Origin of the sequence: Marinoscillum sp. MHG1-6 (assembly GCF_024714475.1) — a bacterium.
GTDB lineage: Bacteria > Bacteroidota > Bacteroidia > Cytophagales > Cyclobacteriaceae > JAMZMI01.
Map to the genome: position 1 here is coordinate 478,258 of NZ_JAMZMI010000003.1, position 24,597 is coordinate 502,854.

The following is a 24,597-nucleotide window of genomic DNA, read 5'->3' on the forward strand; positions in this document are numbered from 1 at the left end:
CTTCAACCTTGACAACCTATCCCTTTTCAGTATTTACCCCACTTGATGTAAGTCTCTAAATCTTTGTCCCCTCTACCTGAGAGATTGACTACTACTATATCATCTGATTTGAATTGGAAATTTTCAAGCGCAGCCAGGGCGTGAGATGATTCAACGGCCGGAATAATTCCTTCCAGCTTGCTCAACAACACGCCTGCGGTCATAGCCTGCTCATCAGTAATACTTTCAAACAGAGCCCTTCCGCTATCGAAAAGGTGGGCATGAAAAGGCCCGATCCCAGGATAATCCAATCCGGCTGAAATCGAATATGGCTCCACCACCTGGCCATCATCAGTTTGCATCAAAATCGTTCTGCTACCATGCAAAACCCCCTCTCTACCAAGAGCAGTTGTCGCTGCAGATTTACCTGAATGATTTCCAAGTCCAGCCGCTTCAGTTGCGATCAACTTCACATTTTCATGACCCAGAAAATGATAATAAGCCCCGGCTGCATTACTACCACCACCTACGCAGGCAAACACATAATCCGGATCCGATTTACCTTCTTTCTCCAGCAACTGATGCTTAATCTCTTCACTGATCACAGATTGAAATCTTGCAACCATGTCCGGGTAAGGATGAGGTCCTACCACAGAACCAATAATATAATGGGTATCCGCCGGGTTATTGATCCAGTGCCTCATGGCCTCATTGGTGGCATCCTTTAAGGTTTTACTACCAGATGTTGCAGGACGTACTTCTGCCCCAAGGATTTTCATCCGTTCAACATTAGGCTTTTGTCTGGCCATGTCTACTTCGCCCATGTAAACTATACACTCAAGTCCCATTAACGCACAAACCGTGGCCGTTGCCACACCATGTTGACCCGCTCCCGTCTCCGCTATGATCTTCTTCTTACCAAGTGCCTCGGCTACCAGAATCTGTCCGATCGTATTATTGACTTTGTGTGCGCCTGTATGGCAGAGATCCTCACGCTTAAGATAGATTTTCGCTCCATATTTCTCGGAAAGTCGAGCCGCGTGGTATAATGGAGTTGGCCGACCCACATAATCCTTCAACAGCTGATCAAATCGCTCTTTAAAGCCATGTTCATTGATGATCTTGAGATAATTTTCTCTCAGTTCCTCCACATTCGGGTATAGCATCTCGGGAATGTAGGCCCCACCAAACTTCCCAAAATAGCCTCTCTCGTCTACCAAATATTTGGATGATGTATCCGTCATAATACTTCTTTTAAAGCTTTAATTCTTTCAATATCCTTAAGGCCCGGCGACACTTCGAATCTGCTATTCACATCAATGGCGAAAAGCTTTTCTATACCGAGACTTTCAATCGTTTTAATATCTTCCAAATCCACGCCTCCACTTAAAAAGAAAGGAACATTAGATTCGTATTGTTTCAATATCGTCCAGTCAAATTTTTCACCGCTTCCTCCGAAATCTGGAGTCTTCGTATCAAAAAGAAAAAAGTCGACATACGGTTCAAATTCCTTAATATCATCTATAGGCATCGCATCCTGCACGCTAAGCACCTTAATTACTCCAACATTTTTGGACTTCAATGCCCTAACTACTTCCACGGATTCTCCACCATGCAATTGCACGAAATCCAGTTTATATCTGCTAACTTTTTCAAGCATCGATTCAATCGGCTCGTTTACAAAGACACCCACTTTTTTGACATCCGCCGGAACCCCAGACGTATCAAGCTCATCCCCGACATATCGCGGTGACTTCGGATAAAAGATGAACCCAATAAAGTCAGGTTGCTGAGTCACCAATCCCCGGATATTCTCCGGTTCTTTCATACCACACACTTTCAGTTTCATAATATTAAAACCACTGAGATACTCAAAGAATGACGAGTTATTGAATTTCAATTTCTCTGTTAACTCTATGCCATCCGTGGTTATTTATTCGGTACATAATATTATTAATATGTCCTTCATATTTTTTGACCACAGAGAAACTCAGAGAACTCTGTGCTCTTGAGCTTTTACAGCTCTGTGAACCCTGTGCTCTTTGCGGTTATTTATTCGGGACATAATATTTATTAATCAGCCGTGTAAGCCCTTCCTTTACTCTAAAAACATTAAAGTTAATTAGCAACCCAATCTTGCAATTCGCTAATTTCAGATAAGTCAGTAGTTGAGCGATATGAATGTCTTCAACGGCTTTTATTGCCTTTAACTCAACAATAACTTTATTTTTAACCATCAAATCAACTCGATAACCACAGTCCAGCTTCACATTATCATAAATCACCGGCATACTTTTTTCCTTTTCAACAAAATGGCCTCCTCTTTCAACTCATAGAACAAACATTCCTGATAAACAGACTCCAAAAGACCTGGTCCCAATTCTGTATGCACTTTGATAGCCGCACCGATTATTCTATTAGTAATTTGACTTATGTCTTCCATATTTATCTACCACAGAGAACACTGAGCTCTTGAGCTTTAATCTCTCTGTGCACTCTGCTCTCTGAGCGGTGAATAACTAGTTTTTCATCAACCCTTTTATATCCTTGATAAATTCCTTTGCAGCCAATTCCGGACTGGTGGTCTTCATGAAATTTTCCCCAATCAGAAAACCTTCATAGCCATAGTTCATCAAATCGACGACTGTTTCAGGATTGCTGATACCGCTTTCAGACATCTTCAAAAAGTCCGAAGGTATTTTCTCCGACAGCTCTTTTGAAAGAGCGATGTCCGTCACGAATGTCTTCAAATTTCTATTATTAACCCCCAGGATGTCCACGTGTTCATTGATTGAGCGGTTCAACTCATCCTCATCATGCACTTCCAGAATAATTTCCATTCCAAAAGATTTGGCAAACGCACCTAAACGCTTGATCTCCTCAGGTGTCAATACTGCAGCAATCAAAAGGATTACATCGGCTCCTATAGATTTGGCTTCAATGATTTGATATTCATCAACGATAAAGTCTTTTCTTAGGATTGGACAAAAGTTGAAATTTCTGGCAGTGGTCAGGTCCTCATTTTTACCTCCAAAATATTTCGTATCAGTCAGTACCGATAACCCTGACGCACCGGCCTGCATGTAACCAATCGTAGTTTTTTCAACGGCTGCATTACCGTTGATCACTCCTTTTGAAGGTGACTGTCTCTTGAACTCGGCAAGTATCCCCACTTTGTCTTCTCTGCGAATGTAATGCGTCAACGACACGGGTTTTCCATCAAAATATACGCTCTGCTCGAGCAATTTCACCGGGTAAAGGCTCTTGTTCTGCTCTACCTCTACCCTTTTATCGGCTACAATCTGATCAAGTATATTGCTCATCTTATGAATTAATCGCTATGAATTTTTTGAACGACTCCAGTGCTTTTCCAGACTCCAATGACTCCCTAGCCTGGCTGATACCATCTTGAATACTAATTTGCTTTCCAGTTGCAATCGCTAAGCCGGAGTTTGCCAGGATAGCCTGAACCTGCGCTTCAGTTCCCCTATTTTCCAGAATGTTCTGGAAAATTTTGGCTGAAGCTTCCACTGTTTCGCCCCCAGCAAGTTCTTCTTCCTTCAATGTTTTTAAGCCAATATCCGAAGGTCTCAGTACCTCTTCCTTGTTATTAGAGATCATCTTGAACGATCCGGTCAAAGAGACTTCATCGTACCCATCCAGTGAATGAAGTATGGCAAAATGCTTATCTGTATTTTGATAGAGATACCCGTACAACCTTGCCAACTCAAGACTAAATACACCAACCAACTGACTCTTTGGAAATGCCGGATTTACCATCGGACCAAGCATATTAAAGAATGTCTTGACGCCCAGTTCTCTCCGAACCGGACCAACATTTTTCATAGCAGGGTGAAACAAAGGAGCATGCAGGAAGCAAATTCCTGAGTCATCCAAACTCTTCTTGATGGTATCAATATCATTCGTAAACTTCGCCCCCATACTTTCAAGCACATTCGAAGATCCACTAATTGAAGACACACCGTAATTCCCGTGTTTCACAACCATCTGACCAGCGCCGGCCACCACAAAAGAGGAAATGGTAGAGATATTAAAAGTATTTTTTCCATCGCCACCTGTTCCGCACAGGTCGATCGCATTATAATCTTCGACAGGCACTTTAACACAAAGCTCCAACATCGCTTCTCTGAACCCTTCCAATTCCTCCACCGTGATGCTTCGCATTAGGTAAACGGTAAGGAAGGCCGCCATTTGGCTCTGGTTATATTGTCCTGTTGCCAAATTTGACAGGATCTCAAAAGCCTCCTGCTTTGACAATGATTCGTATTTAAATAACTTATTAAGTACGTCCTTCATTTTAATTAATGGATAACCAGTTTTTGATCATTTGAATACCATGCTCGGTCATAATTGACTCCGGGTGAAATTGCACCCCACGCACATTATAATCCTTGTGCTTGACGGCCATGACGTTTCCTTCCTCATCTAATGCAGTAACTGCTAATTCTGATGGAATACCTTCTGGCTCAACGGCCCAAGAATGATAACGGCAAACCATAAACTCATCGGGAATACCTGCAAAAAGTTGATCACGGTTCTCCGTCAAAATGGCCTTAGTTGCAACTCCATGAAAAACCTGCGTGAGATTAAAAAGTTTCCCACCAAAGTTTTCGGATATGCCCTGATGCCCAAGGCATACCCCTAGGATGTTCTTTGAAGAAGCATACTGCTTAATCACTTCCGGCATGATCCCGGCATCCTTTGGCAATCCAGGGCCGGGTGATAGTAAGATATTTTCAAATCCACCAGCATAGTCCACACTGATCTTGTCATTACGATGCACCTCCATGCTATCCGTCATGCCTAGTTCCCTTAGTATATGCACCAGGTTATAGGTGAACGAATCGTAGTTATCTATTACCAGTACCTTTTTCATTAATTATTCAATTTTTCCGCTTGCTCCATAGCAGACTCCAATGCTGCCAACTTATTATATACCTCCTGCACTTCACTTTTTGGATCCGACTTGGAAACAATCCCTGCTCCAGCCTGGAAGAAAAGTTGATTGTCACGACTCAGGAATGTACGAATCATAATGGCATGATTGAAATTCCCCTTAAAGTCCATAAATCCAATAGCTCCACCATAGAACCCTCTATGGATATTTTCATGCTCGTTGATCAGTTCCATGGCTTTATACTTAGGTGCTCCGGAAAGTGTCCCGGCCGGAAAAGTGCTCGCCACAATCTCCAACGGATCTGCCTCACTGGTCAGTTGACCGGTAACCTTTGACACCAGGTGAATAACATGAGAATAGTATTGAACCTCTTTATAAGTTTCCACTTTTACATTATCCGAGCTTTTACTCAGATCATTCCTGGCTAAATCAACCAACATAATGTGTTCCGAGTTCTCCTTAGGATCTTCCAGTAGCTTCTTCGCCAACTCTGCGTCTGCCGCATCATCACCTGTTCTTCTAAATGTCCCGGCGATTGGGTAAATGATTGCCTCTCGATCCTGCACAACAATTTGTGCTTCAGGTGAAGAACCAAATATTTTATACCCGCCGTAATCAAAATAGAATAAATAAGGTGATGGATTAATGGACCTCAGTGCCCTGTACACCTGAAATTCATCCCCTTTAAAATGTGTATTAAACTGGCGCGAAAATACAACTTGAAATACATCTCCAATGTCACAGTGGTTAATTCCCGATTTAACGATCTCAAGAAACTGATCATCGGTAAGGTTTGACTTCGTATCACCCGATTTTGTAAATGAAAAGGCTGGAATGTTTTGTTGAGCGATAATATTGAGCAACTCATTGAATTGATCATCCTTCGGTTCGTCCAGAAATGTTTCAATGATGTAACATTCATTCCTAAAGTGATCCAGCGCTATGATAAACCTAAAAAGCTGGTACTGAACCTGAGGAATCTCGGACGATGCGGTTTTATTATTTTCAAACTTGATATCCTCAAAATGTTGTACCGTATCATAAGCCATGTAACCAAACAATCCGGTCTTAATATACTTTTCTCCAAATTCCGGCATTTCGAATCTATCCACAAACGCCCTCAACTCCGGTATCAATGGTTCTCCCGGCGCCACCTTGGATGAGGTAGTTGTGCCATCAGGATATTCCACGGACACCAATCCATCAGTTAGATTGAATGTTGAGATAGGGTCACAACAGATATAGGAAAAGCTGTTTTCCGCACCATGATAATCGGAACTTTCCAACAAAAATGAATTAGCATATCGATCCCTTAGCTTAAGGTACAAGCCTACCGGTGTGACCGTATCCGCGAGGATATTTTTTTGTCTGATTTGTAATTTGAAGTTGCTCATGCGAAAAAATTATTCAAAAAAAAGGCCTGCTGTGAACAGCAGGCCTAAAGCTTATATTTTTGACATACAAGTGCTATTCACAGTTTCATTGCGCTGCAAACCACCACCAGTATGTGTTTTTTCTAATCATGCTGCTAAGCTAGTTTGAAGTTGAAAATAAATCCAAGAAAACACACAAAAAAATATAAACAACTCATATTTTCGTTGTTAATTGAGTTTGATACCTCAACCCAAAGTTTAGTTATTATGTATCTCGCACAGAAATAAATTTTTCTGTTAAATTGTACCTATGTTACCGATAGAAGAACAATTAAGTATTTTGGTTCATCTTTCCATGGCTGATGACTTCTTAGCTCATGAAGAAAGTGACCTCATCCATGATATTGGAAAGAAAAGTGGGCTATCCACAGATCAAATTGAGATGATCATAGATAACCCCAAACCCGTCCCAAATCTCAAGAATTTACCGCCCGATGAAAAGTTCAATTACCTCTACACGGTTATCCAACTAATGAAAATCGATCGGAAAGTTCACCAAAAAGAAATCCAGTTTTGTGAGAGATTGGCAATGGCTCTAGGCTACAGACCCGGGGTAGTTGCAGAACTTTCTGCATATATATATTCTGATCCCACAATTACTACGAACAGAGATTATTTGAGAACCATCGCGGATTCTCACCTTTTAAGAAAATAAAAGCCCACAATTGCGGGCTTTTTTTTAGGCTTTTAAATACTTCTCAAGATCAGTGATCAGTTTCTTTGAAACCTTCCGATCATTCTTGGCTTTGTACTTGGTGAGTGCTTTTACTGCTTCCTCCCCTTTTTCATACAATCCTTCAGGATTTCCATCATGAGAGTAACTCCCAAGGCACCATTCAATTTCAGAGACCAGCTTCTCTTCAATACCTAGTTGATCGAGTTTGTCTTTTGCGGCTTCAAGCGCGACTTTGATTTTTTCTTCTGACATAATTAAGCAAATAGTGAACTTCAGCAAAATTAGCTTAATAATTATGCGTTTAACAAAAAAAACACGTAATTATTAAACAAATAACAACATGATTTCATTATTAATGAAAATTTCATATTGGAATAACCCAATACTGTTGCTAGTAATCTAATTTACCAAAAGGAACTAAATAAGCCAAGGAAAAACCTACGGTATACAAGTTGGTCAAGTCGGGAATACCGGTTTTAAAGCTCTTATGATCTAACACACTGCTCACATTGTAGGTCGCAAATGCGTCAATGTGGATTGCGCCGAAGGAAAAATCCCTTTGACCTCCCACTGAAAACCTCACGCCATACCCAAGCTTCCTATCCCTGTCTGACTGATAAGTATAGAAGTCAATCCTGTTATCCTCCAGAACTACCGGATCCGGATCTGCTGATTTATTGACATCTACCAAATAATCAAGATACCATCCAATGGTGAAAAACGTCTTGGTCTTTCCTCTACCAAAATTTATAGCCGCCTCCATTGGCAATTGCAAATAGGTTAGATGCACTTTGTATTTTGGCTCCTCTGTTTCCGGGAAGATCTGCCCCCATCCCTTTCGATCAAGAAAAAAACCCGTTTGAAATCCAGGATTAACTGCCGCGTCCCTCTTTTTGGTGAAAATTTTCGCGAAGAGCCCGCCATGATATCCTGTAATAAAATCAGGCGTAATGAAAGTCGTAAGAATCGTATGTTCAATATAGGCAGAGGACAGCTGCCCGCCTACTCTGGCGCCCAGATAAACCTTGGTTTGTGCTTTTGCAAGCAATCCACCAAACAGCATCGCAACTACTAAAACCTTTTTCATACCTTCTAAAGAAGTGCAATATTAAACGAATCTATATCAGCACACCAATAAGTCTGGCTCATACTACCATAGCATTTTTTACAATGTTTCGGAAAACATAACGATTCCATAATCAAAAGATGAAGTAATACACCCGTACTAACTCTTGAACTAATCGTTTATTTGAAAAAAAGACACAATGGATCACGAAGAGCTGGAAAATGACGATCAGGAATTAGATGATGTACTGGATCATTCATTCTTTAATCAAACCTCCCTAGAAGACATCATAGATGAAACGGAGGATGAGCCCAAATACGCTGAGGACTATTTCCGTAGAATTACTGACTTATAATTTCAAAATTTTACTTCGTAGTACTTTTCTTTATTAACTTTGCACCTCGGCAAACTGGTACGACCAGCTCCTGCTGAATCCCCCAGGACCGGAAGGTAGCAAGGGTAGGCGGTTGTAGCGGTGCGATACCATGTTTGCCTTTTTTACGTTCATAGCATTCATTTATAAAACAACTAATACAGCATGAAATTTTTTATCGACACTGCCAATCTGGATGATATCAAAGAAGCATATGATCTAGGTGTACTAGATGGTGTGACTACAAATCCTTCGCTTATGGCCAAGGAAGGAATCACTGGAGAAGCTAACATTAAAGCACATTACAAAGCAATTTGTGACATCGTGGATGACAATGTAAGTGCCGAAGTGATATCTACAGAATATGAGGCCATGGTTAAAGAAGGCCGTGAGCTGGCTAAAATCGATGATAAAATCGTGGTTAAAATCCCTATGATCAAAGATGGGGTAAAAGCTATTAAAACTTTTTCTGATGAGGGTATCAGAACCAACTGTACATTGATCTTCAATGCTGGTCAGGCAATCCTTGCTGCCAAAGCTGGTGCTAGCTTCATCTCTCCTTTCCTTGGAAGATTGGACGATATAGGAGCTAATGGACTTGATCTTATTGAGCAAATCGTTCAGATCTATGACAACTACGAGTTTGAGACTGAAATCCTTGCTGCTTCTGTGAGACACACTACTCACCTAATCCAATGTGCTGAAGCTGGCGCGGATGTAGTTACTTGTCCACTTAAAGTTATCACTGGTCTATTGAAGCACCCATTGACTGATAGTGGGTTGGCTCAATTCCTGGCTGATTACGCTAAAGGAAACAAATAATATCAATCCCCGGTTGAATGATTTCAGAAGGGTTTGACACCATGTACATTATCAAGGTAAAGGGCAAGGCTAAAATTCCGGATTATATTCAACTTAGGGACGAAAACTTTGTGCTAATTGCCTATTTCAGAGCAGATAGGCCATTGCAAAAGTTGGAAAAGTATGGACTGGAAGGCAAGGAAGCGGAACTTACTGAAATAATCCGCAACTTGCCTTTTGGTAAACTCCAAAAACTTGATTTGATATGAGCTTCTCTTCCGATTCTATTGTCAAGGTTGAAAATGCCAGTATTTTCCAAGAAAATACCACGGTACTCAGTGATGTCAGCTTTGAGATAGAAAAAGGAGAATTCGTATATCTTGTCGGACGTACCGGAAGCGGTAAGTCCTCCCTCTTAAAAACATTTTACGGGGATCTTCCACTAAGACTCGGAAACATTAACGTAGGTGGATATGACCTGCTCGGGATCAAATCCAATGAGGTTCCGTATCTCCGCAGAAAAGTAGGTATTATCTTTCAGGCCTTCGAGCTGTTTTATGATCGAAGTGTTGCCGAAAACCTTTACTTCGTTATGAAGGCAACTGGCTGGAAAGATAATGCGAAAATGAAAAGCCGACTGGCAGAGGTACTAATGCGAGTAGGCCTCGGTGCCGTCTCAAGTAAGATGCCTCACCAGCTTTCAGGAGGTGAACAACAGCGTGTTGTTATTGCCCGAGCCATGATCAATGAACCTCAGATATTATTCGCGGATGAGCCAACAGGTAATCTGGATCCGGAAGTAGCTGAAGGTATTATGAAACTCTTCCTCGAAATCAATAAAAGTGGTACAGCAATTCTTATGGCCACACATAACCACCAGTTTATTTCCAAATTCCCTGCAAGAGTCCTTAAATGCGAAGGAGATAAAATACTGGATTCAGAGAAGGATAAATTCGAGCTGACAGAAATTTATTGACTGAGCTTCAGGTTGCCATAACTGGAAGTCACCCTAATATTCTTATTTGAATCCCCCCCGTTGATATATCCTTTATACTCTTTGGCAGTATCTTCAACACCACGGTAGTAGAAGTCTATGTCCACATCACCATAATCCATATCAGCATAGCTAAATTCCGCATAAATATTAGCCGAAAGGCCTTGTTCGAGGGCGATTTCATAACGGCTAAACTGCCCGGAAACTTCAAGCTCAGTAAAGGTTTTTTTGAGCTTCTTGATAGAGAACTTTGACAGGTAATTGCCTTCCAATTCAAGCGCGCCATCAAGCTCCTGGATAGATATCTCCGAAAAATGCCCTTCAAATACACCCTTATCTAATCTTCCGATCTGTATTTCACCGTATTTCATTTCCAAATCCAATTGACCCAAAACTTCCATTTCAGATTTAGAAAATTTTTGTTCTAATGAGAGGTTTTTGGCAGAGGTAAGAAACAAATCCGAATAGCTCACCTCCATTTCCGCTTCAACGAGTGCTCCAATTTCCGCATCTCCGAAAGACAGGTCCAACTCAAATGGTCCCTCCGCCCCTAGAGATTTCAGACTGCCGTATGAGAGTTCAATCTCTGAAGGTCCAATCCGCTTCGGCAGGAAAATATTTCCAAATTCATTTTCGACCTCCAATGGGTTCTTTGGGTTCATATAAATGGTATAGTTGATCTCAAAACTTTCATTGTCATGGGTAGAACCATCAATGTCAGTTTCAAATTCAATCTCTCCACTTGACTCATCAATAGCTACATTGATCTTATTCAATAACTTTTGTGCCTGTTCATCATTCCTTCCCCGGGCGATGATTTCAATCTTGACATCCAATTCCTTTTTGTCCCAACTTTCGATATGAACTTTACCAAACTGATTACTGACACCTACCAGCACATTAGTGTTAATGGAGTACTGTTTATGTATTTCCTTCTTTTTCTCCGTGAAATTAATGGACGCCGTAGCTGGCCAAAGGACCAAGAGAGCTACCATCAACACACTACATTTCAATATTGTTTTCATCGATCGAATGTCTTTTGCTTTCACTTAATATCTTGATTTGATCATTTAGTATCCGGATGCGCATTCTCAGGTTTTGAATCATCGCATCCTTCACCTGATCATTATTCATTTTTCCAAAATAGTCTTTCTTCAACTCCTGATAATAACCATCCAGATATTGCTCTTCCACCAGCAAGTCATAATTCTTATCCTTTATCCCCAGGTCACTTAATTCCTTTTTCTTTTGATTGATTTGATGAAAATAGTAGCTCTCTGCTTCATAAAACTCTTGCTTTGCAATTGTTTCCTCTGAAGTCCCCATATCCATCTGCCTTTCAATTACCAAAGCAATTGTTGAGGCTAAGAATACGACTGCAGCCACCTTCCAAATCCAGCTTCTATCTGTACCTGTCCGTTCTACAGGATTAAGATTCTTTTTAATGGAACCCCAAAGGTTTTCGGAAGGATCGAGATCATCAAACTCTTGTCTGTGATCAATTACATATTTTTCCAGTAAATCACCCATAGCTCATTTTTGACTTTAGTAATTCCTTTAATTTGTCTTTTGCTCGTTTGTATTGTGTTTTAGATGTGGACTCACTGATATTCAGGATTTCACTTATCTCCTTGTGATCATATCCTTCGAACAAGTAAAGCGTCAATACACTTCGGAAGCCATCAGGCAAATTCAGTACAGCCTCCTTCACATTCGCAACCTCCAGTTCCATACTCACTTCATCCAAAGGATCATCGTCCACAATCATTGGTTCTTCTTCCACCTCTGAAAAGAACAGTTGTCGTTGCATATTTCTTAGATGAGTAAGAGCCCGATTAACCACGACCCTTTTCAGCCATGCTCCAAAAGCAGCTTCCTCGCGATATGAATCAATATTTTTAAACGCACTTACAAATGATTCCTGCAACACATCCTCGGCATCCGCACGTGTACCCACTATCCTAAAGGCTGTGTTTAGCATTGCCTTTGAATACAACCTGTAAATTTCATATTGGGCCTTTGCATCCTGCCTTCGGCACCCTAAAATCAGGTCAGTGTGAATATTTAGTGACGGTCGCTCCAAGTATCAAGTAGTTCAATCTAAAGACTTGATGAAGCGAGCAGGGTTGCATCTGGGTAAGATATTTCTAGATGAATTTATTAAATGCTAGCCATTTAGCACCTCGGCTGGTTTTTTACCAAACTTCTTCTCGTACTGCTTATTGAAAGTAGTAACATTTTTTAAACCGATACTCTTTGCTGCTTCAGTTGCATTCTTTACTTTATTTTTTCTGATCAGGTAATCAGCATACTTCATCCGTATTTCTGTGATGTATTCGTAAGGCGTCATTCCGGTCATTTTTTTAACCAGTCGATAAACCTGACGTTCACTTGCGGCCATTGCATCAGCAAGGTCATAAACTGACAGGCTTACATCATCAATTCGATCCATAACCAGTGACTCCAGCTTACCAAGAATCTCTTTTTCGAGCGATTCATGACCATTTTTGTCAAACAGCTGGGCAAACGAATCCTTTGAACCCTCCCAGTTCTCCTTACTTTGGAGTAGATTATTAATTCTCAGGATAAGCTCTCGCTTATTAAATGGCTTTTTGATATAATCATTGACTCCTTTGTCCAGCACCTTCTCCTGATCCTCCTCGGAAATTCGCGCAGAGACCACTAAAACAGGGATCTTTTTGTAGTCTTCGTTAGCATTTAATGCTTCCAGAAACTCGAAGCCGTCCATCCATGGCATCATGAGATCGGATACTATCAGATTCACTTCGTTGATTTTGATGATCTCCAGGGCCTCCAACCCATGAGCAGCTTCCACTATGTGATAATCATCTTCTAAAATCTGTCGAATATGGTATCTAATCTCCGGATGATCGTCAACGATTAATATAGTTTGCTTCTCAGTTTCTGTTTTTGGCAAACTCACACCAGCATCAATTTCTCCATCCAATTCCGAATACAAATGCCTACGGTCTTTGGTTTGCTGAAAGAGCTTTTCCTCCTCCACCATTGCCGCATACTTCTCTGTGAGATAAAAGGACATGATGAAATTGGTGCCTTCGCCCACAACACTCTCTACTTCTATTTCACCCTCATGGAGATCAACCAGTTCTTTGACTAGCGCGAGCCCTATTCCCAGTCCTTCACGCGAACGGTGCGGACTATTTTTGGCCTGATAAAAACGATCAAAAATAAATGGAAGGCTCTCAGGTGAAATACCTTCACCGGAGTCACGAACCTCAATAATCGCTTTCGAAACGTGCTTTCGCAGGACAATAGAGATCTTTCCGCCTTTATCGGTATGTCTTATAGCATTACTAACGAGGTTATAGAAGATTTTTTCAAACTGCCGGGGGTCCAGACTAATACAATCCTGCCCTGAAAGATTATTTTCAAATTCCAGCTTCACACCTTTGTACTCAGCTGTTCCTGAGAACATTTCACTCAGCATTCGCAAGTATGAACCAATCTTCACTACCTCTTTTTTAAGAACAATTTTGCCCTCTTCCAATTTAGTGAGGTCATTAATCTCATCCGTCAGATAGAGAAGTCGCTTACAGTTTTTCAAACCAATATCAAGGTTCCGCTTGGAAGCCTGAGATAATATGGTCTCCTCATCCTCTGAAAGCATCTCTATATTACCATAAATCAAACTAAGCGGTGTTCTAAGATCGTGAGATACATTCGCGAAGAACCTGGACTTAGCCTCGTTAAGCTCTTCCAATTTGGCGGCCTGAGTTTCAATCGTTTCCTTATCGGAAAGAATCTGATCACGCTGCTTACTGATCTCCTTATTCAGTTTGGTCCGGATCTGAAGTGCCCGGTAGGAAATGAATATTACAAGTAATAAAAGAAGAAGGCCCAAAATAGTTAAGACGATAATTACCCGCTGACGACTGATCATCAATACGTTCAACTCGGCTTGCTGCCTCAAAAATTGATTTTCTGCCTCCTGTTTCTCAATTGTATACTGGTTCTTGAGCTGTTCTATTTTCCTGATATTTTCTTCACTAAACAACTGTTGATTCAACTCGCTAAACCGTGTGTGATACAAGTAAGCATCTTCATAGTTTGCCTCGCCTGCATAGATTTCAGCCAAACTTTCCAACACATTCTTCTCGTCGAACCGGGAAGAAACCTTTCTGGCTATCTCAAGAGCCTTTAAAGCACTTTGTTCCGCTTTTTTCGTGTTGTTTAGATTAAGATAGATCCTGGCGAGGTTAGCATAGACCTGACAAAGGGCTCTAGGGTTGTCCTCGGCATCAATTCGCTGCAATAGCTCTTCATGATAATTCCGCGACTGAACCAAGTCGCCCTTTTTAAGGTAAACATTGGCAAGATCAATTTCAGCAGCAATTTGTCCATAAACGTCTCCCTGTTCTTTTCGGATATCGATGGCTTGCTGAAAATACAGCTCAGCCTGCCCAAACTCCTCAATACCCATATAAGACCTTCCCAAATTAAGATAGCAATAGGCCACCATCCGGCGGTTGGCCAGTAGTTGGGCTTGGTCAAGTGCCTGAATGAAATAACGAATCGCTCCCTGAAAATTGGTTTGGAACAGGTAAAGGTTTCCTAAATTAATCAGGGAATAACCCATTTGTTCCCTGTCCCCATTGTCTTCGGCCAGGTTAAGCGCCTCAAGGTATTTTTCAAAGGCTTTGGAATAGTTACTCAAATTCCGATAAGCAACCCCGATATAATTTGTGGCCTGAATTTTTTGATGGATCAACCCGTGCTCATTCGCAAGTTTTAAAGCACTATTTGCATAGTAGAGGGCTGAGTCGGGCCTGACGTCTCGAATCGTCCAGGCCAATTCCATATTCAGTGCTATATGGAGTTCATAATTTTCTTCAGAAAGTGTATCGATCACTTTCCTCAAGCTGTCCATTTCAGCCTTCATTTCTGAATCACCGTCAGAAGCAAACAATGAGAAGCCCAGAAGACATGCGGCAAGGACCAGACTTACTTTTGACATATGCAATCTTGATAAGCTATGATTGAGAAGGTTAAGTTACCTAAATTCAATATCAGGTGGAAAATCATGTTGAGAATACTTTCTCTATTCTTTGGGCATTAGCCAGTAATCAGTAGCTTTATTGTAAACATAAAACCTTCAAGACTATGAAAAGAAACATCTTAATCTTAACCATTGGTATTTTCTTCTGCTCCTGCGGCGGAGGCTCTTCCAGTCAAGCTGAATCTACAGAATCAGATGAGGAAATCGCAACAGAAATCATCGAAAGCATCGAAGAAGAAAAGGCTGAATTAGCAACTTCAACAGAAGAAGCAATTAACGAAGTGGACTCATTACTTGAAAACCTATAATCATGAAAAAACTATTATTTATACTCGGGATTATGCTCTTCATGGTGATGAGCATCCCATCAATGGCTCAACCTGGAAAAGACAAGGCCAAGGAAGCTAAAGAAAAAGGAAAAGAAAAGATGGAAGCTGGCAAAGAAAAAGGAGATGATCAATCCGAAGATGCCAGAATGGAGAAGGATGACGATGATGATGACGACGACGATGATGATGTAGCAGAAAAGAAAGAGAAGAAGGATAAAGAAGACAAAGAGAATAAGGGCAATGCTTATGGTAAGAACAAAGGAGACATGAGCGGCAAGGAGTTTGGACAGTTGAGGTCAGAGGAATCAAAGTCCAAAGTGAAAGCCAAAGAAGCAGAGCTTGACGAGGAAATCGAAAGCAGCGAAACGGCTGTGGCCGACAGAGAGGAAAAAATCCGCGTTGCTCGTGAAAGAGTATCTCAACAGAAAGACGCTGGTGAAATAACAGAGGAAGAGGCTACTGTAAAAGAAGAAGTCATAACCAGAGCGGAGAGAAAACTGGAAGATCTCAAGAAAGAAATTGAAGAGAGAAAAACCAGAAGGACCCCCGTAGATACGGATATGGAACCGTAATTGCGGATCAATGAACTTAATGAAAGGGGCCTTTTCGGCCCCTTTTTATTTTCTTATATGATATGCCTTTGGCTGAGTGAAAGCTCTTATCCCCATATAAGACAAAGTGGCTCCTAAGCCTGAATTTTTCCGGCCGGACCAGGGCACAAAAGGACTCACACGATCGCAGCAATTCCAATACACCGTACCCACGTTTACCTTCTCCAGGAGATTATTAGCTCGGGCTTCATTTACTGAAAAAGCTGCTGCTGTAAGACCATATTCTGTATCATTCATAAGTTCCAGCGCCTCTTCATCAGAAGCAACTTTTTGAATACCGATGATCGGACCAAATGACTCGTCCCTCATCACATCCATGTCATGATTTACGTTGGTCAAAATGGTTGGCGCCATGTAATAACCTGATCCTTCCACACGATCACCACCCAAGACTAATTGAGCACCTTTATCAACTGCATCTTTGACCTGATCAATAATTACCTGGATCTGCGGCTCTCGGGTAAGCGGACCAATGAATGTATTTTCCTGTAATGGGTCACCCACCATATATCCCTTCACCTCATCCACAAAATAGCTGACAAACTCATCGTAGATCTTTTCGTGAACATATAATCTCTCCACTGCGCAGCAACTTTGGCCATTATTGTAGAAAGCTCCCTCCGCGGCATTGGCAGCAGCCACTTTAATATCAGGCACATCATCCATAACATAAAGTGGATCTTTACCACCCAACTCCAACTGAACCGGAACCAATTTTGAAGCAACCTCTTTGGCGATATGGACTCCCGTTTTGTAGGAGCCTGTAAAAAAATACCCATCAATGTCCTCCTCCAATAAAAGCTGACCAACATCTCCCTTCCCAATGACCACCTCAAACAACCCCTCGGGCAGACCTGCTTCTTCCAGCAAAGTTTTGAATTTCAGCCCAGTCATAGTAGCATACTCGGAAGGTTTGTAGAATACCCCGTTTCCAGCAACCAGTGCATATAGAAACACATTATAACCAACATTATATGGGAAATTCCAGGCTGAGATATTCGCAATGACGCCAAGGGGTTCATATCGAATAGACTCCAGCGTACCTCCTTCTTTTACAATTTGTTCCTCGGAAAGCCATTTCTCGGCAATGGACTTCAGGTGAGTAATCCGATTAAGAGAGCCCATAACTTCTCCTCTTGCCTGCCTAATGGGTTTACCAGTTTCTGAAGTGAGAATCTGAGCCAGTTCTTCCCGATTTTGCTTGACCAACTCACCAAATTTTTCAATAACGGCTAGTCTTTCCTTTACCGTTCTTGTACTCCATACTTTCTGAGTAGCCCTCAGGTGAACTAATTTCTTATGAACGGAGTTAAGGTCATCCTCTTTTAAATTCTCAATAATTCGTCCGTTTGATGGATTGATGATGTTCATGCTTCTGACTTTAACAACCTGACCTGTCCAAGGAAACAATCATATAAAATATCCGGATCAATCACTTTTTCACCCAGCGTATGAGAGAACTCCGGATGCCATTGTACTCCCATCACCCACCCTTCTGGTGCCTTGGTGTACCCAATAGCTTCAATCACATTATCTTCCGGGCAATGTGCGAGTACCTCAAGATGTTTACCCAATTCCTTAATGGATTGATGATGGACACTATTCACCCTGCCAGCAGTATTATTATGATAGATTTTTTGCAGTATTTTTTCTTTGGTGAATTCAATGGCGTGCGAAACATGATCATATTTTTCAGCATTTCGATGTTCAAGGACACCAGGTTGCTGAGTCGTTGTATCCTGATAGAGTGTACCTCCGAAGTAAACATTCATTAATTGCATCCCCCTACAAATGGCGAAAATGGGCTTGCCACTTTTAACTGCCAGATCCATCACCTTCAACTCATATTTATCCCTCACGGGATCACCTTTCCACCGACCATTTTCAATGGGTTGTTCGCCAAAAGATTCAGGTGCAACATCAGTACCACCCTGGAACACAAATCCATCCATTTCGGCCATGAATTTTTCGAGTAACATATCCTCGACATCCGGGATCAAAAAGGGAAGGACTCCCTCTCTCGAAAGGTAAACGGCCATGTCATTTTCTAAATAACTCAACGTTTTTGGCGCAAACACCGGTCTTCTGTTATCCGGATACATAAAGCAAGCCGAAACCCCAATCTTCAACATATCAAAATGCCTTTCTGTACAATGCTTTAAAATCTGATTCTGTAACGGGTTTTGGATTGGCAGGGTGACAAAAATCTTCATAGGCCAGCACCGATAACGGATCAAGGTGCCTGTCCTCTACCCCTACTTCAGATAATTTAGTTGGAATATTGAGGCGTTCATTCAGCTCGAAAAGAAAGTCCACAAGATGTTCGCCATTGGAATCAATCACACCCAGAAATTCTGCCATCTTATCAAAGCGGGCCTCAAATCCATCATAGTTAAATTCCATACCATAAGGCAGGTTCACCGCGTTGGCGAGACCATGATGAGTGTCCAAAAGACTTGACATAGGGTGCGCAAGACTATGAACCACGCCCAAACCTTTCTGGAAGGCTATTCCTCCCATAATAGATCCCAACATCATATTAGCCCTTGATTGTTCATCCGGGTGATGGGTCGCTTTTTCAATAGAGTGCGCAATTAACGCCATTCCTTCCAGGGCCACCCCGTCACACATTGGATTATAATTTTTGGCTAAATAGGCCTCCATATTGTGGGTGAGTGCGTCCATTCCTGTAGCAGCCGTGATAAATGGCGGCAACTCCATGGTTAGATTCGGATCGGCAAAAACCCGTTTCGCCATCAGCGTTGGGGAAAAAAGTATTCGCTTCTTTTTAGTTGCATCCTCCGCGATAATCGCGCTCCTACCCACCTCGCTCCCAGTACCCGCGGTGGTCGGTACGGTAATAAAATATGGGATCTCCTCGGTAATGTAAGCATCCCCACCGATCAGGTCATCGTAATCAAAAAGGTCCCTATGGTGATTCACCCTGAGAGCAATAGCTCTCGAAACATCCAGAGCTACCCCACCACCAATACCAACAATACAATCACAATCGCCTTCCTGGTAAACCTCACCACCACGAAGCACATCAGAGGCCACCGGATTTTTGTGCATATCAGAGTAAATATCTACTGCCAGACCTGCCTCTTTCAGAGCATCAACAATCTCCTTAAAAAAATCCAGGGTTTGAACCACCGAATCGGTAACTATCAGAGGATGTCGTAATCCTTTTGAGATGATATGCCCCGGCAATTCATCAATCACCCCCAGTCCAAATCTTATTGGAGTAGGAAAGTTGAACGTCAAGCGATTATTCATTCAAACAAGAACAAATGATTATATGATTTCAAAATACCTTTTCAATTCCCAATTCGTCACTGCCTTATTGAATTGTCGACATTCCCATTCGCGACTCGCCGTAAAATGGTTAACAAAGGAATCCCCAAACAATTCTCTGGCGATTTTAGATTTCTTCATTTTCGCAGTTGCTTCTGCCAGTGTTACCGGCAGAATTCCATTCTTCTTATCTAAATACCCATTTCCAATGGTTTCTTCGACCTCCAAATTGAGCTCCTGCTCAATCCCGTATAATCCGGATGCAAGACAAGCAGCCATCGCCAGATAGGGATTCACATCTGACCCCACAATTCTTGTTTCCAGTCTGCAGGACTTTTCCGATCCCGGTAAAGCTCTTAAAGCCGTGGTACGGTTATCCACTCCCCAGGTTAGGGTAGTTGGAGCCCAGGCACCTTCAACAAGCCTCTTATAGCTATTGATAGTAGGAGCTATCATCGGAAGCAATTCGGGAAGGCAAGTCAACTGACCGGCCATATAACTCCTCATGGTCTGACTGAGATTACCCGGGTCTTTTTCGTTAAAAAAGACATTTTTACCATTTTTCCAAAGACTCTGATGAACATGACCGCTACAACCCGGCAGATCCCTGGACCATTTAGCCATAAAACTTGCCATCACTCCATATTTATAGGCAATCTCTTTAACCCCGGTTTTGAACAAGGTAGCCCGATCAGCCGCTTCTATCACTTCGCTGTATTGAATTGCTGCTTCGTATACACCCGGTCCCGTTTCGGTATGTAAGCCCTCAAGTGGAACATCAAATTGCTCCATGAGATCAAAAAGGTCATTGAAATAACCTGAATTCTGAGAACTACGAAGGATTGAATAGCCAAACATGCCCGGCGTAAGGGGCTCAGGATTTATGTATGATTTCTCCTCCAATGATTTCGGTGTCTCCTGAAAGTTGAACCACTCAAATTCCTGTGAGAAAACCGGATGATATCCTAATTCAGCTGACTTCGCTGCCACCTGCTTCAATACACTCCTGGGGCAAACCGGAAGGTCGTCATCTGACTCCCTGCTAAAATCACCAATCAAAAATGGTAAATGATCATCCCACGGCAGCTCTCTACATGTCTTTAAATCAATTCGGGCCTCCGCATCCGGATATCCGGTATGCCACCCTGTAGTCTCCACGTTATCATAGGACTCGTCAGCCATATCCCAGCCAAATACAACATCACAGAAACCAAACCCCGACTCGAGCGCTGAAAGAAACTTTTCCTTTAGCATAAGCTTTCCGCGCATAACCCCATCAATATCCGTGATCGCTACTCTGACCTTGTTGTGATCGCTCTCTTTTAACTTCTGAATAATATGCTCAATGGCCATACCGTCAAATTAGTGTTTTTTTCCTGTAAACAGAAACCACATATATGCGCCCAACATAATCATCAAATAAATTAATGCGAGCTTAATATTGTATACGGTCATCGCAATCAATGCAATTATTGCGATGATCAATGCTGTTGCCGGAAATAGTGGGTATAATGGCACCTTGAAAGGTCGCTTGAGATCAGGTTCGTTCTTCCTCAATGCAAAAAACGCAACCATAGAGATGATATAAAGGCTCAAGGCTCCAAAGCATGCAATGGTAATGATTTCACCCGTTCGCCCCGTGAGCAGGGCCAGTATACCAATCAGCATATTCGCTACCAGCGCATAGGCGGGAGTGCCGGTTTTAGGGTTAACCTTTCCGAAGATTTTAGGAATGTAACCTACCCTGCCAAATTCAAAAGTCGAACGCCCTGCCGCCAGTATGATCCCATGAAAAGAGGCTATTAAGCCAAACAACCCTACGGTGATAAGCAAATGATACAGGAAGTGGCTTTCCCCTACAATTTGAGCCAGGGCCATGGGAAGCGGAGAATCTGAAGGTTCAGTGCTCCCCTCCGGGTATACTACAGCTTCCCATCCCCCTACTCCCACTGCCGAGACAAAGGTGATCAGACAAAGTACCACTAATGTTAATATCGCAGACCCAAACCCCAACAAAACACTTCGTTGAGGGTTTTTAGCCTCTTCGGCAACATTAGCCACTCCTTCAATCGCCAGAAAAAACCAAATAGCAAAGGGGATAGCAGCAAATGCCCCTTGAAATCCATTAGGAAGAGCATTGGTTTTCAGATTAGATAGTTCCAGGCTGGGTACACAAACACCTGCAAAAATCAGGAGCTCACCGACCGCCAATATGGTGATCACCAGTTCGAAAGCAGCGGCTGCTTTTACCCCGACAATATTTAACCCGGTAAAAATCAGATAAGCGAAAACGGCTATATAAATCGTATCAAAGGCAGGAAAGAATATATTGAAATAGGCCCCAATGGCTGCTGCAATAGCAGGGGGAGCAAAAATGAATTCGACATTTTGAGCCATCCCCGCCAGGAATCCCAGCTTTTTCCCCAAAGCCCTGTCAGCATAATCAAATGCCCCTCCAGCCTTAGGAATCGCACAAGCTAACTCTGTATAGCTGAAGGTAAATGTTAGGTACATGATAATGATAAAGAAGGTGGCTGTTGCCAATCCAAGGGTTCCTCCCTCAGCTAATCCAAGGTTCCATCCGAAATACATCCCTGATATCACATAACCCACGCCCAGCCCCCAAAGCATAAGTGGGCTCAACGTCTTTTTTAACTCGGATGAATTTCCATTTTCAAGCATAACAGCACTGAATTTTTCATCCCAATCTACTCATCATTTTCAGGTTATGCAGTAAACATGCGTTATTCTAAATAAAAGTTTCAAAATCTGTATCTTTAGTAGGGTCACAACAACCTATATGGCTTCCGTACTCTACTATCCCGCACGTTCTCTGATGCGCCTGGCTTTAAATGGGTTCTTCAGGCATATTGAGGTAATTGGACGCGAGAATCTTCCTGAATCAGGGCCGACGATCTATATTGGAAACCATCCCAGTATGTTGATGGACCCTTTGGTTATTTCCATCCTGGTCAAGCCCAAATTACATTTTCTTACCGCCGCGGAGTTTATGGGAAAAGGCTTCAGAGAATGGCTACTCAAAAGCCAGTTCAACCTGATTCCTGTCTACCGAAGACACATCCCTGAGTACAAGCATATAAGTAATGATGAAATGTTCTCCGCTTGCTATGATTGCCTCAGTCAGGGCAAATCCTTTCTTATTTTCCCCGAAGGAATAAGTATTACCGAAAATAGACTAAAGCCGCTCAAAACGGGGGTTGCAAGAATTCTACTTGGGTTTCAGGACACGAATCCGATAAGACCGGTGACCATATGCCCGATAGGCCTGAATTATCAAAGCGCCCACCATTTTCAAAGTGCCGTAACGGTCAAAGTAGGCCAACCCAAAAAATTATCTGACTTTTCAGTAGATCCGAATTCCGAAGATGCAGTAGCAGACTTAACCGATCAAATAGAACAATTTCTAAAAGATCAGATCATACATATTGAGAATCCAGAGCTGGATGATCTGGTAAAAAATGTCACCCGAATCTATAGGCATAGCCTTGAACGATCATTAAACCTGTCTAAAGAGGATACCGAACAAAGGTTTCAGTTAGAACAGCAAATTGTGCATGCAACTGAGTATTTCTTTACCAGAGAAACTAAGAAAGTGCAAAACATCGCGTCTCTCATCAAGGAATATATTGAAGAAATAAAACATTCAGATATCCGTGAGCATTACCTGGAAGAACACATCTTTAAGTTAAGGTCGTCAGACCTTCTTACCGTGTTCCTTCTATTTCCATTTTTCCTTGTTGGAATAGTTATTACAGGAGTGCCTTATGTGGTTGCTCGATTAGTTTTTAGAACACAGATTCTACCAAGATTAAGCAAGGAAGAAACCAACGAGTCCATTGACCCCGGTTTTGCAGGAACGCTCTCCTTTTCGATTGGGGCTTCTATCTTTTTGCTCTGGTTTCTGATCCTCTCTTTATTTCTTGTCATAAAAATCAATTTCTGGATCGGGGTTATCGGATTCTTTTGGTTCTATGCGCTAGGCCAAATTAGCCTTTTATATACCACCAGCTTTTACAGGATCTACTACCGCTGGAGACATAAAGGAATAATAAAAAAATACCCTGATCAGATTGCAGCATTAGCGAAGAAAAGAGAAAATATTCTCAATCAATTGGATGCATTCAGAATATCCTACGAACAAAATGTAGCACAGCAATGAGACTCCTGGGTATATTCTTAATTCTTTTGATTATTCCGGAGATAAAGGCTCAAAACTACATAGACCTGGCTCGATTAAATTTTGATCATACCACGCCACAGCCGTTCGACTCTTCAAGCGACAAAACGGGTAATTACCGTGAATTAAGTCTGGATCTGAATATCCCAATTAAAATCAATGATAATGTAGCTTTTTTGAGTGGACTGACGATTGAAACTTTCAACGTCGACCTCAGTACTTTTAAGACCAATCGAGATTTCTATAGCGTCACGTTAAAGATCGGAGCCAATATCAATCACTCAGACAAATGGTCCGCTAACTATTTATTAATGCCGAAGATTTCTTCTGATACCAGGGACAACATTCTTTCAGACATCAGCCATGGCAAATCAAAGGATTTTCAAATGGGTGGAGCGGCTTTATTCAAGTATGCGAAAAACCAAAACTTCAATTATAAATTTGGGGTCTTTTATAACACAGATCTGATCGGTCCACTGTTCGTTCCGTTAATGGGTGCATATATCCTGAAGGATCGATTTGAAACAAACATCTTCTTACCGCTTATCGCCGATTTTGGCGTTTTATTTTCAGAAAGGTTTAAAATGGGGGTGAAATTTCAAGGGTCTAACCAAAGTTACTATCAGGCAGAAAACAGTCAATATTTAGTTAAGCTCAACAATGAATTTGGACCATATGGTCAATGGTCACATGGTCCATTCTATCTGCAAGTACATTTTGGAACCTCCATATTTCGAAGCTTCAGAGTGTATGAAGAAAATGATAAAGTAAAGTATGCTATTTCCATCATCAAATTTGGTGATGATCGTATTCAAATGAATCCCAACTTCAAAAACGGGTTATTTGTGAAAACCTCCCTTTTTTATCGTTTCCAGTTATGACCCAAC

Annotated in this window: 26 protein-coding genes, 1 other RNA gene and 1 pseudogene; 10 read left to right on the forward strand and 18 right to left on the reverse strand. The window is 41.8% G+C overall.

Annotated features, from left to right (window positions below; genetic code table 11):
* Positions 1-26: 26 nt before the first annotated feature.
* From trpB to NXR94_RS09240, 7 genes and pseudogenes are all read right to left on the reverse strand, one after another.
* Positions 27-1,223 carry a tryptophan synthase subunit beta gene (trpB, locus tag NXR94_RS09210; protein ID WP_258104328.1) on the reverse strand — a complete coding sequence of 399 codons (1,197 nt, stop codon included), beginning with the start codon at positions 1,221-1,223 and terminating at the stop codon, positions 27-29.
* Positions 1,220-1,807 (reverse strand): phosphoribosylanthranilate isomerase, encoded by a 588-nt coding sequence (locus tag NXR94_RS09215; RefSeq protein ID WP_258104329.1) that lies wholly within the window; start codon positions 1,805-1,807, stop codon positions 1,220-1,222. The genes trpB and NXR94_RS09215 overlap by 4 nt, the downstream gene beginning before the upstream one ends.
* Positions 1,808-2,027: 220 nt before the next feature.
* Positions 2,028-2,422 (reverse strand): annotated as a pseudogene (locus NXR94_RS17175) (GxxExxY protein).
* Positions 2,423-2,498: 76 nt separating this feature from the next.
* Positions 2,499-3,302: an indole-3-glycerol phosphate synthase TrpC gene (gene trpC / locus NXR94_RS09225; protein ID WP_258104330.1), complete on the reverse strand. Its 804-nt coding sequence runs from the start codon at positions 3,300-3,302 to the stop codon at positions 2,499-2,501.
* A gap of 1 nt (position 3,303) precedes the next feature.
* On the reverse strand, positions 3,304-4,296 hold the full coding sequence (gene trpD / locus NXR94_RS09230; protein ID WP_258104331.1) for an anthranilate phosphoribosyltransferase: 993 nt from the start codon (positions 4,294-4,296) through the stop codon (positions 3,304-3,306).
* Between the two features lies 1 nt (position 4,297).
* Positions 4,298-4,876: an aminodeoxychorismate/anthranilate synthase component II gene (locus NXR94_RS09235; RefSeq protein WP_258104332.1), complete on the reverse strand. Its 579-nt coding sequence runs from the start codon at positions 4,874-4,876 to the stop codon at positions 4,298-4,300.
* Positions 4,876-6,291: an anthranilate synthase component I family protein gene (locus NXR94_RS09240; RefSeq protein ID WP_258104333.1), complete on the reverse strand. Its 1,416-nt coding sequence runs from the start codon at positions 6,289-6,291 to the stop codon at positions 4,876-4,878. The genes NXR94_RS09235 and NXR94_RS09240 overlap by 1 nt, the downstream gene beginning before the upstream one ends.
* A gap of 289 nt (positions 6,292-6,580) precedes the next feature.
* Between NXR94_RS09240 and NXR94_RS09245 the strand changes: the two genes are divergently transcribed.
* Positions 6,581-6,985: a TerB family tellurite resistance protein gene (locus NXR94_RS09245; protein WP_258104334.1), complete on the forward strand. Its 405-nt coding sequence runs from the start codon at positions 6,581-6,583 to the stop codon at positions 6,983-6,985.
* A gap of 24 nt (positions 6,986-7,009) precedes the next feature.
* Here the strand turns inward: NXR94_RS09245 and NXR94_RS09250 are convergent, their stop codons facing one another.
* A complete protein-coding gene (locus NXR94_RS09250; protein WP_258104335.1) occupies positions 7,010-7,258 on the reverse strand; it encodes a hypothetical protein in 249 nt (82 codons plus the stop codon).
* 139 nt (positions 7,259-7,397) lie between these two features.
* Positions 7,398-8,093 carry a PorT family protein gene (locus NXR94_RS09255; protein WP_258104336.1) on the reverse strand — a complete coding sequence of 232 codons (696 nt, stop codon included), beginning with the start codon at positions 8,091-8,093 and terminating at the stop codon, positions 7,398-7,400.
* A gap of 178 nt (positions 8,094-8,271) precedes the next feature.
* Between NXR94_RS09255 and NXR94_RS09260 the strand changes: the two genes are divergently transcribed.
* The 5 genes from NXR94_RS09260 to NXR94_RS09280 all read left to right on the forward strand — a co-directional run bounded on the left by NXR94_RS09260 (position 8,272) and on the right by NXR94_RS09280 (position 10,222).
* Entirely contained in the window at positions 8,272-8,427 is a 156-nt protein-coding gene (locus NXR94_RS09260; protein ID WP_258104337.1) for a hypothetical protein, read from the forward strand.
* A gap of 47 nt (positions 8,428-8,474) precedes the next feature.
* An RNA gene (ffs, locus tag NXR94_RS09265) (signal recognition particle sRNA small type) lies at positions 8,475-8,570 on the forward strand.
* 40 nt (positions 8,571-8,610) lie between these two features.
* A complete protein-coding gene (gene fsa, locus NXR94_RS09270; RefSeq protein WP_258104338.1) occupies positions 8,611-9,267 on the forward strand; it encodes a fructose-6-phosphate aldolase in 657 nt (218 codons plus the stop codon).
* Between the two features lie 41 nt (positions 9,268-9,308).
* A complete protein-coding gene (locus NXR94_RS09275) occupies positions 9,309-9,515 on the forward strand; it encodes a fructose-6-phosphate aldolase (protein ID WP_258104505.1) in 207 nt (68 codons plus the stop codon).
* Entirely contained in the window at positions 9,512-10,222 is a 711-nt protein-coding gene (locus NXR94_RS09280; protein WP_258104339.1) for a cell division ATP-binding protein FtsE, read from the forward strand. Before NXR94_RS09275 ends, NXR94_RS09280 begins: the two co-directional genes overlap by 4 nt.
* On the opposite strand, the gene NXR94_RS09285 is transcribed toward NXR94_RS09280, so the two are convergent.
* The 4 genes from NXR94_RS09285 to NXR94_RS09300 all read right to left on the reverse strand — a co-directional run bounded on the left by NXR94_RS09285 (position 10,216) and on the right by NXR94_RS09300 (position 15,236).
* On the reverse strand, positions 10,216-11,265 hold the full coding sequence (locus tag NXR94_RS09285) for a hypothetical protein (protein ID WP_258104340.1): 1,050 nt from the start codon (positions 11,263-11,265) through the stop codon (positions 10,216-10,218). The two genes, NXR94_RS09280 and NXR94_RS09285, sit on opposite strands and share 7 nt — an antisense overlap.
* Complete coding sequence (locus NXR94_RS09290) at positions 11,243-11,770, reverse strand: hypothetical protein (protein ID WP_258104341.1); 528 nt, start codon at positions 11,768-11,770, stop codon at positions 11,243-11,245. Before NXR94_RS09290 ends, NXR94_RS09285 begins: the two co-directional genes overlap by 23 nt.
* The gene (locus NXR94_RS09295; protein WP_258104342.1) at positions 11,763-12,323 is read right to left on the reverse strand and encodes an RNA polymerase sigma factor; all 561 of its coding nucleotides are present in this window, start codon (positions 12,321-12,323) and stop codon (positions 11,763-11,765) included. The genes NXR94_RS09290 and NXR94_RS09295 overlap by 8 nt, the downstream gene beginning before the upstream one ends.
* A gap of 84 nt (positions 12,324-12,407) precedes the next feature.
* Positions 12,408-15,236 carry a response regulator gene (locus NXR94_RS09300; RefSeq protein WP_258104343.1) on the reverse strand — a complete coding sequence of 943 codons (2,829 nt, stop codon included), beginning with the start codon at positions 15,234-15,236 and terminating at the stop codon, positions 12,408-12,410.
* A 146-nt stretch (positions 15,237-15,382) separates the two neighbouring features.
* Here NXR94_RS09300 and NXR94_RS09305 point away from each other — a divergent pair, with 146 nt between their 5' ends.
* Both NXR94_RS09305 and NXR94_RS09310 read left to right on the forward strand, forming a co-directional pair.
* Positions 15,383-15,586 (forward strand): hypothetical protein, encoded by a 204-nt coding sequence (locus NXR94_RS09305; RefSeq protein ID WP_258104344.1) that lies wholly within the window; start codon positions 15,383-15,385, stop codon positions 15,584-15,586.
* Positions 15,587-15,588: 2 nt separating this feature from the next.
* Positions 15,589-16,179, forward strand: coding sequence for a hypothetical protein (locus NXR94_RS09310; RefSeq protein ID WP_258104345.1), 591 nt, complete (start codon positions 15,589-15,591; stop codon positions 16,177-16,179).
* 45 nt (positions 16,180-16,224) lie between these two features.
* Here the strand turns inward: NXR94_RS09310 and NXR94_RS09315 are convergent, their stop codons facing one another.
* Genes NXR94_RS09315 through eat form a run of 5 tightly spaced genes read right to left on the reverse strand, consistent with a single transcriptional unit; the run spans position 16,225 to position 22,194 of the window.
* Complete coding sequence (locus NXR94_RS09315) at positions 16,225-17,589, reverse strand: aldehyde dehydrogenase family protein (RefSeq protein WP_258104346.1); 1,365 nt, start codon at positions 17,587-17,589, stop codon at positions 16,225-16,227.
* Complete coding sequence (locus NXR94_RS09320) at positions 17,586-18,350, reverse strand: gamma-glutamyl-gamma-aminobutyrate hydrolase family protein (protein WP_258104347.1); 765 nt, start codon at positions 18,348-18,350, stop codon at positions 17,586-17,588. The genes NXR94_RS09315 and NXR94_RS09320 overlap by 4 nt, the downstream gene beginning before the upstream one ends.
* A gap of 1 nt (position 18,351) precedes the next feature.
* Positions 18,352-19,494: an iron-containing alcohol dehydrogenase gene (locus tag NXR94_RS09325; protein ID WP_258104348.1), complete on the reverse strand. Its 1,143-nt coding sequence runs from the start codon at positions 19,492-19,494 to the stop codon at positions 18,352-18,354.
* An 18-nt stretch (positions 19,495-19,512) separates the two neighbouring features.
* The gene (locus NXR94_RS09330; RefSeq protein ID WP_258104349.1) at positions 19,513-20,865 is read right to left on the reverse strand and encodes a glutamine synthetase family protein; all 1,353 of its coding nucleotides are present in this window, start codon (positions 20,863-20,865) and stop codon (positions 19,513-19,515) included.
* Positions 20,866-20,874: 9 nt separating this feature from the next.
* On the reverse strand, positions 20,875-22,194 hold the full coding sequence (eat, locus tag NXR94_RS09335; protein ID WP_258104350.1) for an ethanolamine permease: 1,320 nt from the start codon (positions 22,192-22,194) through the stop codon (positions 20,875-20,877).
* A 118-nt stretch (positions 22,195-22,312) separates the two neighbouring features.
* Here eat and NXR94_RS09340 point away from each other — a divergent pair, with 118 nt between their 5' ends.
* Entirely contained in the window at positions 22,313-23,692 is a 1,380-nt protein-coding gene (locus tag NXR94_RS09340; protein ID WP_258104351.1) for a lysophospholipid acyltransferase family protein, read from the forward strand.
* A complete protein-coding gene (locus NXR94_RS09345) occupies positions 23,689-24,591 on the forward strand; it encodes a DUF6268 family outer membrane beta-barrel protein (RefSeq protein WP_258104352.1) in 903 nt (300 codons plus the stop codon). The genes NXR94_RS09340 and NXR94_RS09345 overlap by 4 nt, the downstream gene beginning before the upstream one ends.
* Positions 24,592-24,597 lie beyond the last annotated feature (6 nt).